We start from the raw sequence: 16,110 nt of genomic DNA on the forward strand, positions 1-16,110 counted from the left end.
CCAAGGCCGCGGCTGTCCCGTCGCGGCGGACAAGGGAGGATGGGCGATGAAGGCGATTCTTGGCATGTCGGCATTGGGTGCGGTGATGCTGGCGGCGATCGCGCCGGCCATGGCGCTGGAAGTGCGCGAGCAGGCGACGATCAAGGCGCCGATCGAGCAGGTGTGGAAACAGATCGCGCCCTTCTGCGCCATCGCCGACTGGCATCCGGCCGTGGAGGGCTGCACCCTGCGCAAGACCGGCGGCACGCAGGAGCGCGACCTCGCCCTGAAGGGCGGCGGCGCCATCCAGGAACGGCTGATGGCCGTCTCCGCCGCCAAGCACCGCCTGCGCTATACGCTGCTGAGCGGACCGCTGCCGGTGAAGAACTACAGTTCCACCATCCGGCTCAGCGCGGTGGACGCCCGCACCACCCGCATCACCTGGTCCTCCAGCTTCGAGGCCAGCGGCGCCCCCGATGCGGAGGCGCGCAAGACCATCGCCGGAATCTACACCAGTGGCTTCGAAGGCCTGCGCAAGCGGTTTGATTCGGCGCAGTAAAACCGGCGGAAGCGAAAACCAATCCGGAAACATGTACAGTTTTTAACAATCAGTTCTATTGACTATCAGAGCATCAAGCTGACAGGATCGGCATTACCGCGTTGCGAAATCGCGGTCGAGTGCATCGTTCGTCCACAAAACCTGCAATCACGAGGGAGATGGGACACATGCCGACACGCCGACTGATGCCGGACGTCATCAAGAACCAGGAGCTGTCCTGCCTGCCGTCGGGCGCCACCGTCCGCGATGCCGCCACCCTGATGGCAGCGAAGCGCATCGCTGCGGTGCTGGTCACCGAAGGGCGGACGCTGAAAGGCATCGTCACCGAACGCGACATGACCGTACGCGTGGTGGCCGCCGGCCTCGACCCCGACACCACGCCGCTGTCGGCCGTGATGACCGAGGATCCCGACACGCTGGAACCCTCGGCCACGGCACTCTCCGCGCTCGACCTGATGGAACAGCGCCGTTACCGCCACCTGCCCATCGCAGTCGATGGCGAGGTGGTCGGCATGGTGTCGATCCGCGACCTGTTCGCCGTCGTCCGCGCCCAGTTGGAGGACGAGTTGCGCAGCCGCGAAGCCTACATGTTCGGCTCCGGCTATTCGGCGGAGGCCAGGCTCGGCTGAAGGCAACGGTGACCGCAAGACTGACCTATAGGTAACGCTGCGTTGCGGCGGGGTCGGGTTGACCGGGCGCCCGGCCCCGCCGATAGTCGAGGGTGAGCCATCCTACCTGCTGAACTGGAAAGCCCGATGTCCGCGCCCTCGCTGTCCACCCCCGCCGCGCGCGAGCCGATCCACACCCGCCGCGTCACCTGCCAGGGCTTCCGGCGCGCCGACGGGCTGTGGGACATCGAAGGGCACCTCACCGACGTCAAGAGCTATGGGTTCCATACGGAGGAGCGCGGGCATCTGGACCCGGGAACGCCGATTCACCAGATGTGGATGCGCCTGACCGTCGACGACAAGCTGACCGTCCAGGCGGTGGAGGCGGTCACCCAGGACAGCCCCTACAACGCCTGCGGCAGCATCACGCCGCAGTTCCAGAAGCTGGTCGGCCTGCGCATCGGTCCGGGCTGGACCCGTGCGGTCAAGGACCGGCTGGGCGGGCCGAAGGGCTGCACCCATCTGGTGGAGTTGCTGGGGCCGCTGGCGACCACCGCCTTCCAGACCGTTTACCCGATCCTGTCCCGCGAGGCGGCCGAACGGGCGAAGGCGGCCGGCAAGCCGACCCACGACGACGGCAAACGGCCGGTCCTGCTGAACATGTGCCACATCTTCGACAGCAACGGCGAAGTGGTGCGCAAGCATTGGCCCGCCCACTATACCGGGGATCAAAGCGAAGACTCGGCCCGCGAGGAAGCGGCGGAATAGGCATCGCCGCCACCACAAACAATTGAGGGGCAGGCGGGCTGCCGCCGGTGGACCGGCCGCCGCGCGCCTTTATGCCTCCAGGTGGGTGGCCGGCAACGCGGATTGGCCGCCGGGGGTGGGAAAGTTGCCGCCCGCCGCGACCGCGGACTGGCCGCCGTCGGCGTCATCGACAACCGGCAGCTCGAAGGGCGTGCCGATGAACGGATCGCTGCCGCCGTGGCCGGCGCGCACGTGACCATCCTCCGTGCAAGCCCGCCGGTAGTAGGATGCGATGAAGACACGCACTGCGGAGGTCAGGGTGACGTCCGCCTCCTCCGGATTGATGCCGCGGCGGCGAGCTTGCTCCTCGATCCGTTCCTTGATCTGCGTGCAGAGACGATTGACAGTCAGTCCTTCCCGACGGCCGATATCCTCCAGAGCATCCCACATCGACGGTTCCAGCCGCATGCTCGTGCGATGACCGCCGATCATGATGTTCTGGCTTCTCAACGGTTCCACCCCCGCCTGTGGGGGGTTCACCCGCTTTTTCTTCGGCCCACGCTTCGCCATCCGCAGCCCCTTCCACGAAGCCGCCGGCGGACATGCGAAGTTTGTGTCCACCACGGCGCGATAAATGGTTGCATATATCGCACTTTACTAAACGCAGCGGGAATTGCAACCACGCACGCGCCTTCCATTCTTACAACATTTTCTAAAATCGACTCGTAGTTGCATTCATATGTATGCTATTTCAGCCCCTCAACCGCGCGTTACTTGCGAGGCGGGAAACGTGTGTTGACGCGGGGGGGGGAGGGGGCGAACCGGCGGTCAGGCTCCGGCTTCGCCGGGCGCGTGGGTGGTCAGGCCCAGCGCGTGCACCCGCTCGCGCAGTTCGTCGGCCAGCAGGGCATAGACCATGCGCTGGCGCTCCACCCGCGACTTGCCGGCGAAGGCGGCGGAGACGACGGTTACGTGGAAATGGGTCTCGCCCGCGGCGTCTGCACCGGCATGGCCGGCGTGCCGGGCGGAGTCGTCGACCACCTCCAGACGATCAGGCGCCAGTCCGGCGGCCAGCTTTTCGCGGATGCGGGTGGCGTATTCCATGGCGGGGTCCCGGTTTCTCTCGCAAGAGCGGTGGAAGGGCGGCGACCGGAGGAGCGGCTCCCCCCGGCGATCCGCACCGGAAAGGAGAGGGCGCGATTCATCGTCTGTCAAGCGCCGCGACCCGCGCGTTGCGGATGACGGAAGCCCGATTCGGCATGCTTGCCAGAGGCATCGGCTCTTCCCATACTTGCCCGATGACCAGGAACCGCGCCCGCTCCAGTTACGACAGCTACGCCGCCCCGCGTGCGGCCACCCGTGTGTGCGACCACCCCGAGTGCGTCGCCGCGGGCGAATACCGTGCGCCGAAAAGCCGCAGCAGTCTCAACGAGTACTGGTGGTTCTGCCTGGACCATGTCCGGGAGTACAACCGCGCCTGGGACTATTACGCCGGCATGTCCACCGACCAGATCGAGGCGGAGGTGCGGCGCGACACCACCTGGCAGCGGCCGAGCTGGCCGCTCGGCAAATGGGCCACGCAGGAACGCTTCATCCGCGAGCGCGTGGTCAACGGCTTCAGCTTCGAATTCGGCCAGGACGCCGGCAAGACGAAGAACGAGGAAAAGGCGCACCGGCGGAGCCACGCCCGGACCGAAGAGGAAAAGGCGCTTGCCGTCCTGGAACTGACGCCGCCCGTGGACTTCACGCGCATCAAGGCACGCTATCGGGAGCTTGCGAAAAAGCACCATCCCGATGCCAACGGCGGCGACAAGGCTGCGGAAGAACGCCTGAAAGAAATCAATCAGGCCTACAATACGCTGAAAGCCTGTTATGCTGCCTGAACCTCCGTTGGCGGGCCGGGTCATCCCCGCGGCCGCTGGACAACCGACACTCGCTGGAACGTAAGAAACCACCCATGGCTTCCCAAGGAGCGACCCAGGCCAGCTCGGCCCTGTTCGACCACAAGCCCGACACTACGGTCTCGGTGCGCGAGGTCTTCGGAATCGACAGCGACATGCAGGTGCCGGCCTTCAGCCAGCGCTCGGAGCATGTGCCCGACCTCGACAGCGCCTACCGGTTCGATCGGGACACGACGCTGGCCATCCTCGCCGGCTTCGCCTACAACCGCCGCGTCATGGTCCAGGGCTATCACGGCACCGGCAAGTCGACCCACATCGAACAGGTGGCGTCGCGGCTGAACTGGCCCTGCATCCGCGTCAACCTGGACAGCCACATCAGCCGCATCGACCTGATGGGCAAGGACGCCATCGTCCTGCGCGACGGCGTGCAGGTCACCGAATATCGCGAGGGCATCCTGCCCTGGGCCCTGCAGCATGCCTGCGCCCTGGTGTTCGACGAATACGACGCCGGCCGTCCCGACGTGATGTTCGTGATCCAGCGCGTGCTGGAGGTGGAAGGCAAGCTGACGCTGCTCGACCAGAACCGCGTCATCCGCCCGCACCCGGCCTTCCGCCTGTTCGCCACCGCGAACACCGTCGGCCTGGGCGACACCACCGGCCTGTACCATGGCACGCAGCAGATCAACCAGGGCCAGATGGACCGCTGGAACATCGTGGCGACCCTGAACTACCTGCCGGTCGACGCCGAGATGAAGATCGTCCAGGCCAAGGTCGCGTCCTATGACGACGCCAAGGGCCGCGACACGGTGGCGTCGATGGTGCGTCTGGCCGACCTGACCCGCGCCGGCTTCATCAACGGCGACATCTCCACCGTCATGAGCCCGCGCACGGTCATCACCTGGGCCGAGAACGCGCGCATCTTCAACGACGTCGCCTTCGCCTTCCGCATCACCTTCCTCAACAAGTGCGACGAGGTGGAGCGGCCGACGGTGGCCGAATACTACCAGCGCTGCTTCGGCGTCGAGCTGCCGGAGACGGGGGTCCAGGCGAACCTCGTGTGATGATCGCGTCTGGCCGCGTCCTGTTCTTCGGTAAAGTCGGGGCGCGGCATACAAGGATTCACACGAATCGATACGGACGGCATTTCCGGGCAAGAGCTTACATCAGCGGTTCAAGTCCCGGCATGCCCGTGAGAGCCATGCCCTGCTCCGTGTCAGTCTTGCCCACCGCGCCGTAACTCTCCCAAGAACGAAGACGCCCCCGCGATGACCACCCAGAACGACTCCCCCGTCGAGGCCTTCAAGCGGTCCACCACCGCCACGGTGCGCGCCATGTCCCGGCGGGCGGAGGTGCAGGTGGGCTTTTCGTCCGATCCGCCGGGCTTGTCGGGTCAGCGGGTGCGGGTGCCGCTGCCGGCGCGCGATCTCAATCCCGTCGATGTCGCCAAGCTGCGCGGGGCGGCCGATGCCGTGGCGCTGCGGCTGCGCTATCACGACGCCACGGTGCACGCCCACCGCATGCCGCTGGGCGATGCTGCGCGTCAGGCCTACGACGCGCTGGAGCAGGCGCGCTGCGAAGCGCTGGGCAGCCGCGACATGGCCGGCGTCGCCCACAATCTCGAAGCGGCGCTCGACGACCGCTACACCCGCCAGGGCCTCGACCGCGTTGAGGACCGCGGGCAGGTGCCGCTTGCCGAGGCGCTGCGGCTGATGGCGCGCGAGGCGATGACCGGAGCGCCGCCGCCGCCCGCCGCCGCCCATGCGGTCGATCTCTGGCGCCCCTGGATCGAGGAGCGGCTGGGCCGCGACATGAAGGGGCTGGCGAGTTATGCCGGCGACCAGGAAGCCTACGCCAAGGCCGTGCGCCGGCTGCTCGCCGACCTCGACATGGAAGTCGGTCAGGAAGCCGACCAGGAAGAGGAGGAGGACCAGCAGACCCAGTCCTCCGAGGATGAGAATTCGCCCGAAAGCGGCCAGACCCGCGGCCAGGACGATGACCAGTCCGAGTCCGAATCCATGGCCTCGTCCGAGATGCAGGACTCCTCGGAGGCCGGCGACAGCGCCAAGGAAGGCGCCGGCGAGGAAGGCGACATGGAGATGGGTGAGGGCGAGGGGGCGGAGGAGCCCGCCGGTCCCGGCCAGCCCTGGCGCAACGACCACAACCGCCGCAACGAGCCCGACCCCAACGCCTACAAGGCCTTCACCACCCAGTATGACGAGGTGGTCGACGCCGCCGATCTCTGCGATCCGGCGGAACTGGAGCGGCTGCGCCATCTGCTGGACCAGCAGTTGCAGCATCTGCAGGGCGTGATCTCCAAGCTGGCGAACCGGCTGCAGCGCCGGCTGATGGCCAAGCAGCAGCGCTCGTGGAACTTCGACCTGGAGGAGGGCATCCTCGACGCCGCCCGGCTGGCCCGCGTCGTCGCCAACCCGGTCCTGCCGCTCTCCTTCAAGGCGGAGAAGGAGATGGACTTCCGCGACACGGTGGTGTCGCTGCTGATCGACAATTCCGGCTCGATGCGCGGGCGGCCGATCTCCATCGCCGCGATGAGCGCCGACATCCTCGCCCGCACGCTGGAGCGCTGCGCGGTGAAGGTGGAGGTTCTGGGCTTCACCACCCGCGCCTGGAAGGGCGGGCAGGCGCGCGAGGCCTGGGTCGCCGCCGGCAAGCCGCCGCATCCCGGCCGCCTGAACGACCTGCGCCATATCGTCTACAAGGCCGCAGACATGCCGTGGCGCCGCGCCCGCAAGAATCTGGGCCTGATGCTGCGCGAAGGCATCCTGAAGGAGAACATCGACGGCGAGGCGCTGCAGTGGGCGCACAACCGCCTGCTGGGCCGGCCGGAGCAGCGCCGCATCCTGATGGTGATCTCCGACGGTGCGCCGGTGGACGACTCCACCCTGTCGGTGAATGCCGGCAACTATCTGGAACGCCATCTGCGCCAGACCATCGAGCAGATCGAGACCCGGTCCCCGGTGGAACTGGTGGCGATCGGCATCGGCCACGACGTGACCCGCTATTACCGCCGCGCCGTCACCATCGTCGATGCGGAACAGCTGGGCGGCACGATGATGAACAAGCTGGCCGAACTGTTCGACGAGGACGACCGCCGCGGCGGCCGGCGCGGCTGGCGTTGACGTAAGGATGGAGGGGAGGGTGTTTCCGGAGTTATCAATTACTTAGCTGGAAACACCCTCCCGGTTCAGGGCGTATCCTTACCTGCAAACACCGACATGATGCCCTCTCCCGCCCCGGGAGAGGGAGGGACCCGCCGCAGGCGGGAGGGTGAGGGGTGATCCAAGAAACCCGTACCGCATGGTTCCTTGGATCACCCCTCACCCTTCCCAAGCTCCGCTTGGGCCCCGAAGTCGCTCGCAAGTCTCGCGACTGCATTCCGCCTACGATCGCCCTTCGGCGCTCGTCCGGCCTGCGGGCGTCGGCTCCATGCCCTCCTCCCGGGGCGGGAGAGGGAGTTGTATCGCCGCCGCCTTTGCGGCATCCTTCCTTTCATCCTCCGGCACAAGGCGCCAGAGTTCGGTCATGCCGGTGCGGCCACGCAGGGAGCGGCCACCCTGGCGAACCAGCGGAACGGCGTCCTTGCCCTTGGCGGCGGTGACGCCGCTGGTCAGCACGATCACCTCCGCATCGCCCTGGAGTCCGCCCGACAGTTCCTCGATGCGGGCCGCGACGTTCACCGTGTCGCCGACGATGGTGTAGTTGATCCGGCTGTCGGAGCCGATGTTGCCAACCACCACCGGGCCGCTGTGCAGGCCGACGCGGACATGGATCGGGGCCTGCCCGGCGGCGACGCGGCGGCGGTTGTCGGCGCGGATCGCGTGGTGGATGGCCAGCGAGGCGCGTAGCGCGCGGACGGCATGGTCCTCCTGCGCCTCCGGCGCCCCCCAGAAGGCCATCAGGGAATCGCCGATGAACTTGTCCACCGTGCCGCCTTCCGCCTCGATGCAGGCGGCGAGCAGGGTGAAATGCTCGTTCAGCAGGGCGGCGGTGTCGGCGGCGGCCATATGCTCGGCCATGCGCGAGAAGCCGCGGATGTCGGTGAACATCACCGTCACCTCGCGCTGCACGGAATCGAGCCCGCCCTCCGTCTCGCGCTGGCGCATCAGGCGCAGGACCAGCGCCTTCGGCACATAGGTCTCGAACCAGCGCAACCCGGCGATCATGGCGTTGAAGGCGGCGGCGGCGCGCGCCATCTCGCGCAGGCGGGAATCCGGCAGATCGGGGATGGCGCGGAATTCGAAGGCGCGGACACGGTCGGCGGCCTCCGCCAGCCGCGCCACCTGCCGGCTGATCCGCCGCCCGACCAGCAGCGCCACCCCGACCGACACCAGCAGGATGGCGAGCCCCACGGCGCCGGTGATATAGAGCCGGCGGATCTCGACGCCCATCTCGCCGTCGCGATAGCCGATGCCGATGATCCAGTCCTGTTGGCCGTATCCCGCCATGCTGCGGGTCAGGAACATGTAGTCGCTGCCCAGCACGCTCACACCGCGCGCCTCCACCCGCTTCTTCAGCGACTGGACCGGGACGCCGCTGGTCCACAGCGCCGCCAGCGCCGGGTCGTCCACCTGATCGATCCGCGGCAGCGGCGGTCCGTCGAGCTTGCCGGAAAAATCGAAGCTGCGGCCGACCAGCGCCGGATGGGCCAGCACATGGCCGTGGTCGTACAGCACGAAGGCGTTCAGCCCCTGCTCCACATACAGCACCGACAGGAAGCGCGACAGGTCGCCCAGCGAGACGCCGACCGCGACCTGCCCCAGATAGCGGCCGTCGCGCCGCACCGGCTGGTACAGGGTGAGGAAGCTGTTCTGTGCCTCCTTCAGCCAGCGCGGATCGGCCCAGGTGGCGGCGCTGCGGTTGGGGCCGTCGAGGATTTCCGGCGGAATGTCGCTCTCGCCTTGCATGTCGAAGGGCTCGGCCACCAGCCCGCCGTTCAACCGACCGACGCGCACCCCGGTCAGGTCCGGCCGGATGAAGGCCAGTCCCGTCACGTCCGGCGCGCCGGCCAGCGCACCGCGCAGCGTGTCGGTCACCGCCGTGCCGTCGTTCGCCTGCAGGTCGCCGCGTTCGACCAGCCCGGCGACGAAGCGTGCCATCTCCCGCGCGGGGTCGAGCTGGTGGCGCACCCGCACCTCCACCCCCGCCAGCGCCAGATCGGCCTTGTCGTTCAGCAGGGCGAAGGTGTTGGTGCTGGCGCTGACCAGCCCCAGGACCAGCACGCTGGCGACTGCCGCCAGCATCAGCGACCCGAACCCGGCAACCAGCACCGCGGCGATCGGCAGCCGCAGGCGACGCCGTTTCTCCGGTTCCGGCGCCAGCTTCGCACGCGTCTTGGTGCCCGCCTGCCCGGTCGGCTTCGCGGCCGGCGCCGGAGCGGGCAGAGGCAACTGTACGCGTGCTGAGGGACTGTCGGGCATGCGCCGCAGCCTACCCGCCCGTACGTTCCTGAGCAACCCGCCGGGCTGTATCCTTAAGCGGATTTCATGCGGCCAAGCCGATGTTCGCGTACGCCCTTATTCGCCGACAATCACCTTCACCCGCTGTCCCGGCTGCAGCGGCGTTCCGGGCGGAAGATCGTTGATGATCCGGAACAATTCCTCGGCATAGGGCTCCTGCGGCATGCGTCGGACGAAGCCGGCGACGCTGTCGCCGGGCTGCACCGTCGCCACCTGGACGCGGCGCGGACGGTAGCGGGCGGCCTCCTGCGCGGTCAACTGATGGAAGCTGTTGGCCGTCGCCTGGAAATCGGCATCGAAACGAGTCAGCGATCCTGAGGGCGCCAGGAAGGTGAAGCGGTACATCCGCCCGTCCGGCATGCGGATCGCGACCAGCCGGATGTCCGCGCTCTCGCCCTCCGCCTCGCCGCGGGTGGTGGCGGTGGCGGCCGGCATGCCGCCGATGGTGATGCGCTGGAGGTTGGACAGGTTGGCCCCTTTTCCCCACACCCCGGTCAGGAAGGACGCCGGGTCGGAGACGCCGGCCGCCGATCCGCCGTCGAAGGCCATGGCGGCGCCGTTCTGCCCCTTGGCGATCACCTGTTCCGCCCCGTTCAGCAGGGAATAGCCCTTCGGTACGGTGAAGGCGATGCCCAGCTGCGGGTGGGCGAAGTTGCGGTCGCGGACATAGCCGTTCTCCGGGCTGTCGCCATAGATCATGCCGTCGACCGCCGCCAGGTAAGGATCGCGCGGACGGGCGCCGCCCTGCGGGATGGCGCCGGCAAGCTCGGCGGCGCGGCGAACGCGCTCCTCGGTCGCCGGGTGGCTGGCGAAGAAGTCGAAGCCGCCCTCGCCCTTGTTGCCGGCGCGCAGGCCGCCATACTGGCTGTCGCGGCGCAGGGTTTCCAGGAAGGTCGCCATGGCGAATGGATCGTAGCCGGACCGCCGCAGCGTCTCGATGCCGAGCTGGTCGGCCTCCAGCTCCTGCTCGCGCGAATAGCTGGCGACCACGGCGGTGCCGCCCAGCCCGGCCAGCTGTGCCAGCGTGTCGTTGCCGAACACCAGCCCGACCCCGGCGGCGAGGATGCCGGCGATGGTCTGCCGGGTCTGGCGCTGCGCCGAATGGCGGGCGGTGACGTGGCCGATCTCGTGCGCCAGCACGCCGGCCACCTCCGCCTCGTCCTTCGCCAGCGCCAGCAGGCCGCGGGTGACGTAGACATAGCCGCCGGGCACGGCGAAGGCGTTGACCACGTCGCTGTCCAGAACGGTGAAGGTCCAGGGTTCGCGAGCCCGCGCCGTGGTGGAGGCCAGCTTGCGGCCCAGCTGCTCGACATAACCCTGCAGCCGCGCGTCCTTCACTGCCCCGCCGAACTGGGCCAGGATCTTGGGATGTTCCTGCGCGCCCAGCGCCGACTCGTCGCCACCGGACAGTACATTGTCCAGCAGCCCGGCCGTTGCCGGAGCGGGGGCAGTCAGGGCGGGCGCCGTCACGGCCAGACAGAGGGCTGCCAGCAGGGCACGGAACGGCTTGCGGATGGGGGCGTAGATCGGCATACCGGTCAAAACCCCGCCCGGCGGCGGTTGTTCCGCAAAGACGGCGATCTCCATGCGACTTGTCCCGCTCCCGCTTGTGGGCCTGCCGGTTCTGCTGCTGAGTTGGCTGTTGCTGGCCGGTTCCGCGTCGGCGGAGCCGTTGCGCGTCACCGCCGTGCTGGACGGCGACACGCTGGAACTGGAGGACGGCCGCCGCGTCCGGCTGGCGGGGATCGAAGCCGCTAAGCCGCCGCGCCACGCCAACCCGACCGACGGCCGCGTCTGGCCGCTGGCGGAGGCGGCGACCAGGGCGCTGTCCGAGCTGGCGCTCGGCCGCCGCGTCGCTCTGCATGGCCCGGCGCCGATCGACCGCCATGGCCGGCTGCTCGCCCATCTGGTGCGGGAGGACGGCTTGTGGCTGCAATCGGCCTTGGTCGTCCGCGGGCTGGCCCGCGTCCACACCCGGCCCGACGCCCGCGCCTATGCCGCCGAACTGCTGGCCGGCGAGGATGCCGCGCGCACTGCCGGGCGGGGCCTGTGGCGCAGCCGGGTCTATGCGGTGCGCGACGCCGCCGATCCCGACGACCTCGCCCGCGACCGCGACGGCTTCCAACTGGTGGAAGGGGTGGTGCTGGCCATCTCCAAGAGCGGCGGCGAGGCCTGGCTGGATTTCGGCACCGACTGGCGGAGCGACGTCACCGTCCATATCGGCCGCGCCGCGATGCGCGAGGTCACCCGCGCCGGCATCGACCCGCTGTCCTTCGAAGGGCGGCGCGTGCGCGTGCGCGGCTGGATCACCCTGCGCAACGGCCCGATGATCGAGATCACCCACCCCGAGCAGATCGAGAAGCTGGAGCAGGAGGTGGTGAGCGCCCCTCCGGTGTCGCCGATGCCGGAGGGGGAGGAGGATGATTGGGAGGAGGAGTGAGGGAAACTTGCGAAGTCAGACCCCCACCCTAACCCTCCCCCGCTCTCAGCGGACCTATGGTCCGCCTGCCGCGTCAGCACAAAGCATAGCTTTGTGCGAGAGCCGGGCGGGGGAGGGGATCAGTGCTTGTTCTGGAAAGCGGCGGCAGTCCCTCCCCCGCCCAGCGGGGGAGGTTAGGTGGGGGTCTAACGCCCTCACACCGTCGCGTTGAAGTCGTCCAGCAGCGTGGCGATCCGGCCGCTGTCGCTCTGGTCCATGATGACGCGGGCGCGGCGGCTCGCCTCCATCAGGTCGAGCGAGCGGATGCGCTTCTTCACCGCCGGGACCGCCAGCGGCGCCATCGACAGCTCGCGCACGCCGAGCCCGAGCAGAAGCGCGGTGTAGCGCGGGTCGCCGGCGATCTCGCCGCAGACCGACACCGTGATGCGGGCACGCAAGGCCGCCTCGATGGTGAACTGGATCAGACGCAGCACCGCCGGATGCAGCGGGTCGTACAGCGTGGCGACCTGTTCGTCGGCCCGGTCGATGGCCAGCGTATACTGGGTCAGGTCGTTGGTGCCGATGGCGAAGAAGTCGGCGGCATAGGCCAGCGCGTCGGCCGACAGGGCCGCCCCCGGCACCTCCACCATCACCCCCACCGGCGGCAGCGGGTCGGCGATGGCGATGCCGCGGCGCCGCAGGCGGCGGGCGACCTGCCCCATCATCTCCCGCACCTTCTGCACCTCCGCCACCGATGCGATCATCGGCAGCAGGATGCGCAGCGGCCCGTGCGCCCCGGCACGCAGCATGGCGGCGAGCTGCGTTTCCAGCAGCTTCGGTTCGCGCAGGCCCAGCCGGATGGCGCGCAGGCCGAGCGCCGGGTTGGCCGGCTCGCCATAGCGGCCCGCCATCCAGCCGGCCAGCTTCTCGCCGCCCAGATCCATGGTGCGGGCGGTGACGGTGCGGCCGCCCATCCCCTCGATCATGGTGCGCAGCACGCCGTACTGCTCATCCTCGTCGGGCAGATGGTCGCGGTTCATGAACATGAACTCGGTCCGCAGCAGGCCGATGCCCTGGGCGCCGTGCTCCAGCGCCTGATCCAGGTCGCGCGGCAGTTCCAGGTTCGCCATCAGCGTGACCGCGGTGCCGTCGCGGGTGACGGCGGGCAGCTTGCGCAAGCTCTTCAGTCCCTGGCGCTCGCGTTCGCGCGCGGCGCGGCGCTCGCCATAGTCCGCCAGTACCTCGGCCGGCGGATCGATCAGCACGCGGCCCTGCAGGCCGTCGACGATCACCGTCACGCCGTTGCGCACACCCGCCAGCAGGCCGGGCGCGCCCAGCACCGCCGGCAGGCCGAGCGACCGGGCGAGGATCGCCGTGTGCCCTTCCGCCCCGCCCAGCACGGTGGCGAAGCCGCCGACGACGGCGGGGTCGAGCAGGGCGGTGTCGGCAGGGGTCAGCTCCTCCGCCAGGATGATGCTGCCGGGGGGCAGGTTGCTGAAGGCCCGGTATTCCTGCTTCATCAGGTTGCGGGTCAGCCGCCGCCCGACCTCGCGGATGTCGTCGATGCGGCCGGCCAGATAGGCGTCGTCCATGCCGGCGAAGGTCGCGGCGATGGCGGTGATTTCCGCCTGGATGGCGGCCTCGGCATTGACGCGGTCCTGCTTGATGCGATGCTCCACCCCGCGGGTCAGGCGCGAGTTGGTGACCATCGACAGGTGGGCGTCCAGCAGGAAACCGATTTCCTCCGACGCCGAATCGGGCAGGACCAGCGCCTTGCTCTTCAGCTTCTTGATCTGGCGCCGCGCCTTGGCCGCCGCCTCGTTGAAGCGGGCGACCTCCGCCTCGACGGCGTCGGGCGCGACGGTGTATTCGGGAATGGCGACGGCGCCGCTTTCCACCACATGGGCCGGGCCGATGGCGATGCCGGGGGATACGCCCAGGCCGCGCAGGGCGCGTGCCGAACCGTTCCACGATTCGGACGAGGGGACGCCGCCGAAACCGCCGCCGGAGCCGCCGCGATCGGGACCGGCCACCGGGCCGTTGGCCGCGCCGGTGGAGGGCAGGTCACTCTTCATCGAACTTGCGGTTGATCAGGTCCAGGAGGGCGTCCATCGCCGCGTCCGCGTCCGTGCCGGTCGCGCGCAGTTCCACCGTGGTTCCGGGGCCGGCGGCCAGCATCATCAGCCCCATGATCGACTCGCCGGACACGACGGACTCGCCGCGGCGCACCGCGATTTCGGCGTCGAAGGTGGCGACCAGCTTCACGAACTTGGCCGAGGCGCGGGCGTGCAGGCCGCGCTGGTTGGTGATGGTGGCGGTGCGGCGGATTTCGCCGTCGGCGGGCGCCGTTTCGTCGGGGGGGCTCATCGCGGGCGGTTTCAGTCCGACAGGAGGGTGGAGGCGACGTTGATGTATTTCTGCCCGGCGTCGCGGGCGGCGATCACCGACTTGTCGAGCGGTTCGGTCTTCCGCACGCTGGCGAGCTTGATCAGCATCGGCAGGTTGACGCCGGCGATCACCTCCACCTTCGCCTTGTCCATGATGGAGATGGCGAGGTTGGACGGCGTGCCGCCGAACATGTCGGTCAGCACCACGACACCCGACCCGTCGTCGACCTCCGCCACCGAGTTCAGGATGTCCTGGCGGCGCTGTTCCATGTCGTCGTCCGGGCCGATGCACACGGCGCGCACCTGCTGCTGTTCGCCCACCACGTGGAACAGCGCGGCGATGAACTCCTCGGCCAGCCGTCCGTGGGTGACAAGAACCATACCGATCATGGGACATCCTTCAAGGTTGGGTCCTCCCCGGAGACCTGCGCGAGAACCGCTGCCGCACGGCAACCGCCCGCATCGCATCTGGATCGTTGGTTGGACGTATGGTCGTCAAGGCGCAATTTGCATCATCCCATGTTGCCGGCCGGGGTGCCGGTCTGGCCGGCGGTGCGAAGCCCCAGCCGGTCGAGCTCGCGGTGGCTCAGGCTGACCCGCAGCCTCTGCTCCTTGAGCCAGCCGGCCAGCCGTTCGGCGATGAAGACCGACCGGTGCTTGCCGCCGGTGCAGCCGATGGCGATGGTCAGATAGCTCTTTCCTTCCTGGTTGTAGCGGGGCAGCAGCGGGCGCAGCAGCTCCGTCAGGTTCCGGAAGAAGGCGGGGAAGTCGGGGTCGCTTTCCACCCGTGCCGCGACGGCCGGGTTCAGGCCGGTCAGCGGCCGAAGCTCCGGGTCGTAATGCGGGTTGGTCAGGAACCGCACGTCGAAGACCAGATCGGCTTCGCGCGGAAGACCCTGGCGGAAGGAGAAGGAGGTCACGAACACCTGCAGGGCTGCCTGGGCGTCACGCCGGAAGTACCCCGACAGGATGCGCCGCAAATCGTGAATGGACAGTTGCGTCGTGTCGATCGTGACGTCGGCTTCCTCCTTCAGCGGGAACAGCAGGGCACGCTCGCGCTGGATGCCGTCGGGGACCGTGCGGTCCTCCGCCAGCGGATGGCGGCGACGCGTCTCGGTGAAGCGGCGCTGCAGCACCTCGTCACCGCAATCGAGGAAGACCAGACTGACGTCCAGATCGTCGCGGCCACGCAACTCCGCCAGTTCGTCCAGGAAATTCTGTGCGGAAAAGTCGCGGGTCCGGCTGTCGATCACCAGCGCCAGCGGCCGGCGCTTCGGGTCGGCCTGCTGGATCAGGGCGGGGACCAGCGACAGGCGCAGATTGTCGACCGCCTCGTATCCCAAATCCTCCAGCGCCTTCAGCGCCACCGACATGCCGGCGCCGGACAGGCCGGTGACCAGCACGACGCGGCCGCGGGCCGTCGCAGGGTTGGCCGGCGCGCTGGTGGCGGGATCGGACGGCACGTCGGAAAGGCTCATGGCGCGACCGGGCTGGGCTGAATCTGGCTGGACTGAACCGGACCGGGCTGCGCCGACAGGCTGGCGGGCACCCGCTCCAGCCGTCCGTCGCGCAGGCAGGCGGCGGCAAGACGGATCTTGGCGGGGGTGGAGGCGTCGAAGGCGTGCAGGCCCAGCCGGGGAAGGGCGATGCCCATCAGCATTTCGGTCTCCGCCTGGGGCAGGCGTTCCACCTCGTCGCGCGGCACCAGATCGACGACGAGCCCGACATCGGCCGACGCGACGGACGGAACCGGCAGGATGCCGACGCCCCGCACCTCCAGCAGCCCGGCCAACGCCGGCGGGGCGGAAGCGGTCAGCCGTCCGGAGGCGGTGCGCAGCGCCACCCGGTCATCCGAGACCAGCCGGGCGCCACCGTCGATCAGTCGCAAGGCCAAATCCGATTTTCCGCGTCCGGACTCCCCGCGCAGCAGCACGCCGATCTCGGAGAGCAAGACGCAGGTGCCGTGAATCGTCACCATAGTCTGGCGAAGGTGAGACGTGGCGCGGGTTCTGTCAATGGAAACGGAACGGTGGCCC

16 protein-coding genes are annotated in these 16,110 nt (G+C 68.8%); 7 read left to right on the forward strand and 9 right to left on the reverse strand.

Annotated elements, in window-relative coordinates; all coding sequences use genetic code 11:
- Positions 1-46: 46 nt before the first annotated feature.
- The 3 genes from ACWPKK_RS12120 to ACWPKK_RS12130 all read left to right on the forward strand — a co-directional run bounded on the left by ACWPKK_RS12120 (position 47) and on the right by ACWPKK_RS12130 (position 1,914).
- Positions 47-538, forward strand: a complete 492-nt coding sequence (locus ACWPKK_RS12120; RefSeq protein ID WP_452004194.1) for an SRPBCC family protein — start codon at positions 47-49, stop codon at positions 536-538.
- Between the two features lie 167 nt (positions 539-705).
- Positions 706-1,167, forward strand: coding sequence for a CBS domain-containing protein (locus ACWPKK_RS12125; protein WP_324869304.1), 462 nt, complete (start codon positions 706-708; stop codon positions 1,165-1,167).
- Between the two features lie 126 nt (positions 1,168-1,293).
- On the forward strand, positions 1,294-1,914 hold the full coding sequence (locus tag ACWPKK_RS12130; protein ID WP_452004196.1) for a DUF2889 domain-containing protein: 621 nt from the start codon (positions 1,294-1,296) through the stop codon (positions 1,912-1,914).
- Positions 1,915-1,983: 69 nt separating this feature from the next.
- On the opposite strand, the gene ACWPKK_RS12135 is transcribed toward ACWPKK_RS12130, so the two are convergent.
- Positions 1,984-2,463 (reverse strand): ribbon-helix-helix domain-containing protein, encoded by a 480-nt coding sequence (locus ACWPKK_RS12135; protein WP_324869302.1) that lies wholly within the window; start codon positions 2,461-2,463, stop codon positions 1,984-1,986.
- A gap of 258 nt (positions 2,464-2,721) precedes the next feature.
- Positions 2,722-2,997, reverse strand: a complete 276-nt coding sequence (locus ACWPKK_RS12140; RefSeq protein WP_222533216.1) for a BolA family protein — start codon at positions 2,995-2,997, stop codon at positions 2,722-2,724.
- Positions 2,998-3,152: 155 nt separating this feature from the next.
- Here ACWPKK_RS12140 and ACWPKK_RS12145 point away from each other — a divergent pair, with 155 nt between their 5' ends.
- From ACWPKK_RS12145 to cobT, 3 genes are all read left to right on the forward strand, one after another.
- Positions 3,153-3,776 (forward strand): J domain-containing protein, encoded by a 624-nt coding sequence (locus tag ACWPKK_RS12145; RefSeq protein WP_452004200.1) that lies wholly within the window; start codon positions 3,153-3,155, stop codon positions 3,774-3,776.
- 74 nt (positions 3,777-3,850) lie between these two features.
- Positions 3,851-4,855, forward strand: coding sequence for a cobaltochelatase subunit CobS (cobS, locus tag ACWPKK_RS12150; RefSeq protein WP_310111015.1), 1,005 nt, complete (start codon positions 3,851-3,853; stop codon positions 4,853-4,855).
- 204 nt (positions 4,856-5,059) lie between these two features.
- On the forward strand, positions 5,060-6,931 hold the full coding sequence (gene cobT / locus ACWPKK_RS12155) for a cobaltochelatase subunit CobT (RefSeq protein ID WP_452004203.1): 1,872 nt from the start codon (positions 5,060-5,062) through the stop codon (positions 6,929-6,931).
- Positions 6,932-7,192: 261 nt separating this feature from the next.
- Here the strand turns inward: cobT and ACWPKK_RS12160 are convergent, their stop codons facing one another.
- The gene (locus ACWPKK_RS12160; RefSeq protein ID WP_452004206.1) at positions 7,193-9,229 is read right to left on the reverse strand and encodes an adenylate/guanylate cyclase domain-containing protein; all 2,037 of its coding nucleotides are present in this window, start codon (positions 9,227-9,229) and stop codon (positions 7,193-7,195) included.
- 96 nt (positions 9,230-9,325) lie between these two features.
- Positions 9,326-10,855 (reverse strand): M48 family metalloprotease, encoded by a 1,530-nt coding sequence (locus ACWPKK_RS12165; RefSeq protein ID WP_452004209.1) that lies wholly within the window; start codon positions 10,853-10,855, stop codon positions 9,326-9,328.
- On the opposite strand from ACWPKK_RS12165, the gene ACWPKK_RS12170 reads away from it, so the two are divergent.
- Positions 10,854-11,708, forward strand: a complete 855-nt coding sequence (locus tag ACWPKK_RS12170) for a thermonuclease family protein (protein ID WP_452004212.1) — start codon at positions 10,854-10,856, stop codon at positions 11,706-11,708. The two genes, ACWPKK_RS12165 and ACWPKK_RS12170, sit on opposite strands and share 2 nt — an antisense overlap.
- A gap of 194 nt (positions 11,709-11,902) precedes the next feature.
- On the opposite strand, the gene ptsP is transcribed toward ACWPKK_RS12170, so the two are convergent.
- The 5 genes from ptsP to ACWPKK_RS12195 all read right to left on the reverse strand — a co-directional run bounded on the left by ptsP (position 11,903) and on the right by ACWPKK_RS12195 (position 16,052).
- On the reverse strand, positions 11,903-13,762 hold the full coding sequence (gene ptsP, locus ACWPKK_RS12175) for a phosphoenolpyruvate--protein phosphotransferase (protein ID WP_324869294.1): 1,860 nt from the start codon (positions 13,760-13,762) through the stop codon (positions 11,903-11,905).
- Entirely contained in the window at positions 13,752-14,054 is a 303-nt protein-coding gene (locus ACWPKK_RS12180; protein WP_310110998.1) for an HPr family phosphocarrier protein, read from the reverse strand. Before ACWPKK_RS12180 ends, ptsP begins: the two co-directional genes overlap by 11 nt.
- Before the next feature lie 11 nt (positions 14,055-14,065).
- Positions 14,066-14,464: a PTS sugar transporter subunit IIA gene (locus ACWPKK_RS12185; RefSeq protein WP_042690507.1), complete on the reverse strand. Its 399-nt coding sequence runs from the start codon at positions 14,462-14,464 to the stop codon at positions 14,066-14,068.
- A gap of 122 nt (positions 14,465-14,586) precedes the next feature.
- Positions 14,587-15,552 (reverse strand): RNase adapter RapZ, encoded by a 966-nt coding sequence (rapZ, locus tag ACWPKK_RS12190; RefSeq protein ID WP_452004216.1) that lies wholly within the window; start codon positions 15,550-15,552, stop codon positions 14,587-14,589.
- Positions 15,549-16,052 (reverse strand): HPr kinase/phosphorylase, encoded by a 504-nt coding sequence (locus ACWPKK_RS12195; protein WP_452004219.1) that lies wholly within the window; start codon positions 16,050-16,052, stop codon positions 15,549-15,551. Before ACWPKK_RS12195 ends, rapZ begins: the two co-directional genes overlap by 4 nt.
- Positions 16,053-16,110: the final 58 nt, after the last annotated feature.

The organism is Azospirillum largimobile (assembly GCF_977007025.2).

Excerpts from the sequence above, each read along its gene's own strand:
- ACWPKK_RS12120 (WP_452004194.1), top strand. The coding sequence starts at position 47 with ATGAAGGCGATTCTTGGCATGTCGGCATTGGGTGCGGTGATGCTGGCG.
- ACWPKK_RS12125 (WP_324869304.1), top strand. The coding sequence starts at position 706 with ATGCCGACACGCCGACTGATGCCGGACGTCATCAAGAACCAGGAGCTG.
- ACWPKK_RS12130 (WP_452004196.1), top strand. The coding sequence starts at position 1,294 with ATGTCCGCGCCCTCGCTGTCCACCCCCGCCGCGCGCGAGCCGATCCAC.
- ACWPKK_RS12135 (WP_324869302.1), bottom strand. The coding sequence starts at position 2,463 with ATGGCGAAGCGTGGGCCGAAGAAAAAGCGGGTGAACCCCCCACAGGCG.
- ACWPKK_RS12140 (WP_222533216.1), bottom strand. The coding sequence starts at position 2,997 with ATGGAATACGCCACCCGCATCCGCGAAAAGCTGGCCGCCGGACTGGCG.
- ACWPKK_RS12145 (WP_452004200.1), top strand. The coding sequence starts at position 3,153 with ATGCTTGCCAGAGGCATCGGCTCTTCCCATACTTGCCCGATGACCAGG.
- cobS (WP_310111015.1), top strand. The coding sequence starts at position 3,851 with ATGGCTTCCCAAGGAGCGACCCAGGCCAGCTCGGCCCTGTTCGACCAC.
- cobT (WP_452004203.1), top strand. The coding sequence starts at position 5,060 with ATGACCACCCAGAACGACTCCCCCGTCGAGGCCTTCAAGCGGTCCACC.
- ACWPKK_RS12160 (WP_452004206.1), bottom strand. The coding sequence starts at position 9,229 with ATGCCCGACAGTCCCTCAGCACGCGTACAGTTGCCTCTGCCCGCTCCG.
- ACWPKK_RS12170 (WP_452004212.1), top strand. The coding sequence starts at position 10,854 with ATGCGACTTGTCCCGCTCCCGCTTGTGGGCCTGCCGGTTCTGCTGCTG.
- ACWPKK_RS12165 (WP_452004209.1), bottom strand. The coding sequence starts at position 10,855 with ATGGAGATCGCCGTCTTTGCGGAACAACCGCCGCCGGGCGGGGTTTTG.
- ptsP (WP_324869294.1), bottom strand. The coding sequence starts at position 13,762 with ATGAAGAGTGACCTGCCCTCCACCGGCGCGGCCAACGGCCCGGTGGCC.
- ACWPKK_RS12180 (WP_310110998.1), bottom strand. The coding sequence starts at position 14,054 with ATGAGCCCCCCCGACGAAACGGCGCCCGCCGACGGCGAAATCCGCCGC.
- ACWPKK_RS12185 (WP_042690507.1), bottom strand. The coding sequence starts at position 14,464 with ATGATCGGTATGGTTCTTGTCACCCACGGACGGCTGGCCGAGGAGTTC.
- rapZ (WP_452004216.1), bottom strand. The coding sequence starts at position 15,552 with ATGAGCCTTTCCGACGTGCCGTCCGATCCCGCCACCAGCGCGCCGGCC.
- ACWPKK_RS12195 (WP_452004219.1), bottom strand. The coding sequence starts at position 16,052 with ATGGTGACGATTCACGGCACCTGCGTCTTGCTCTCCGAGATCGGCGTG.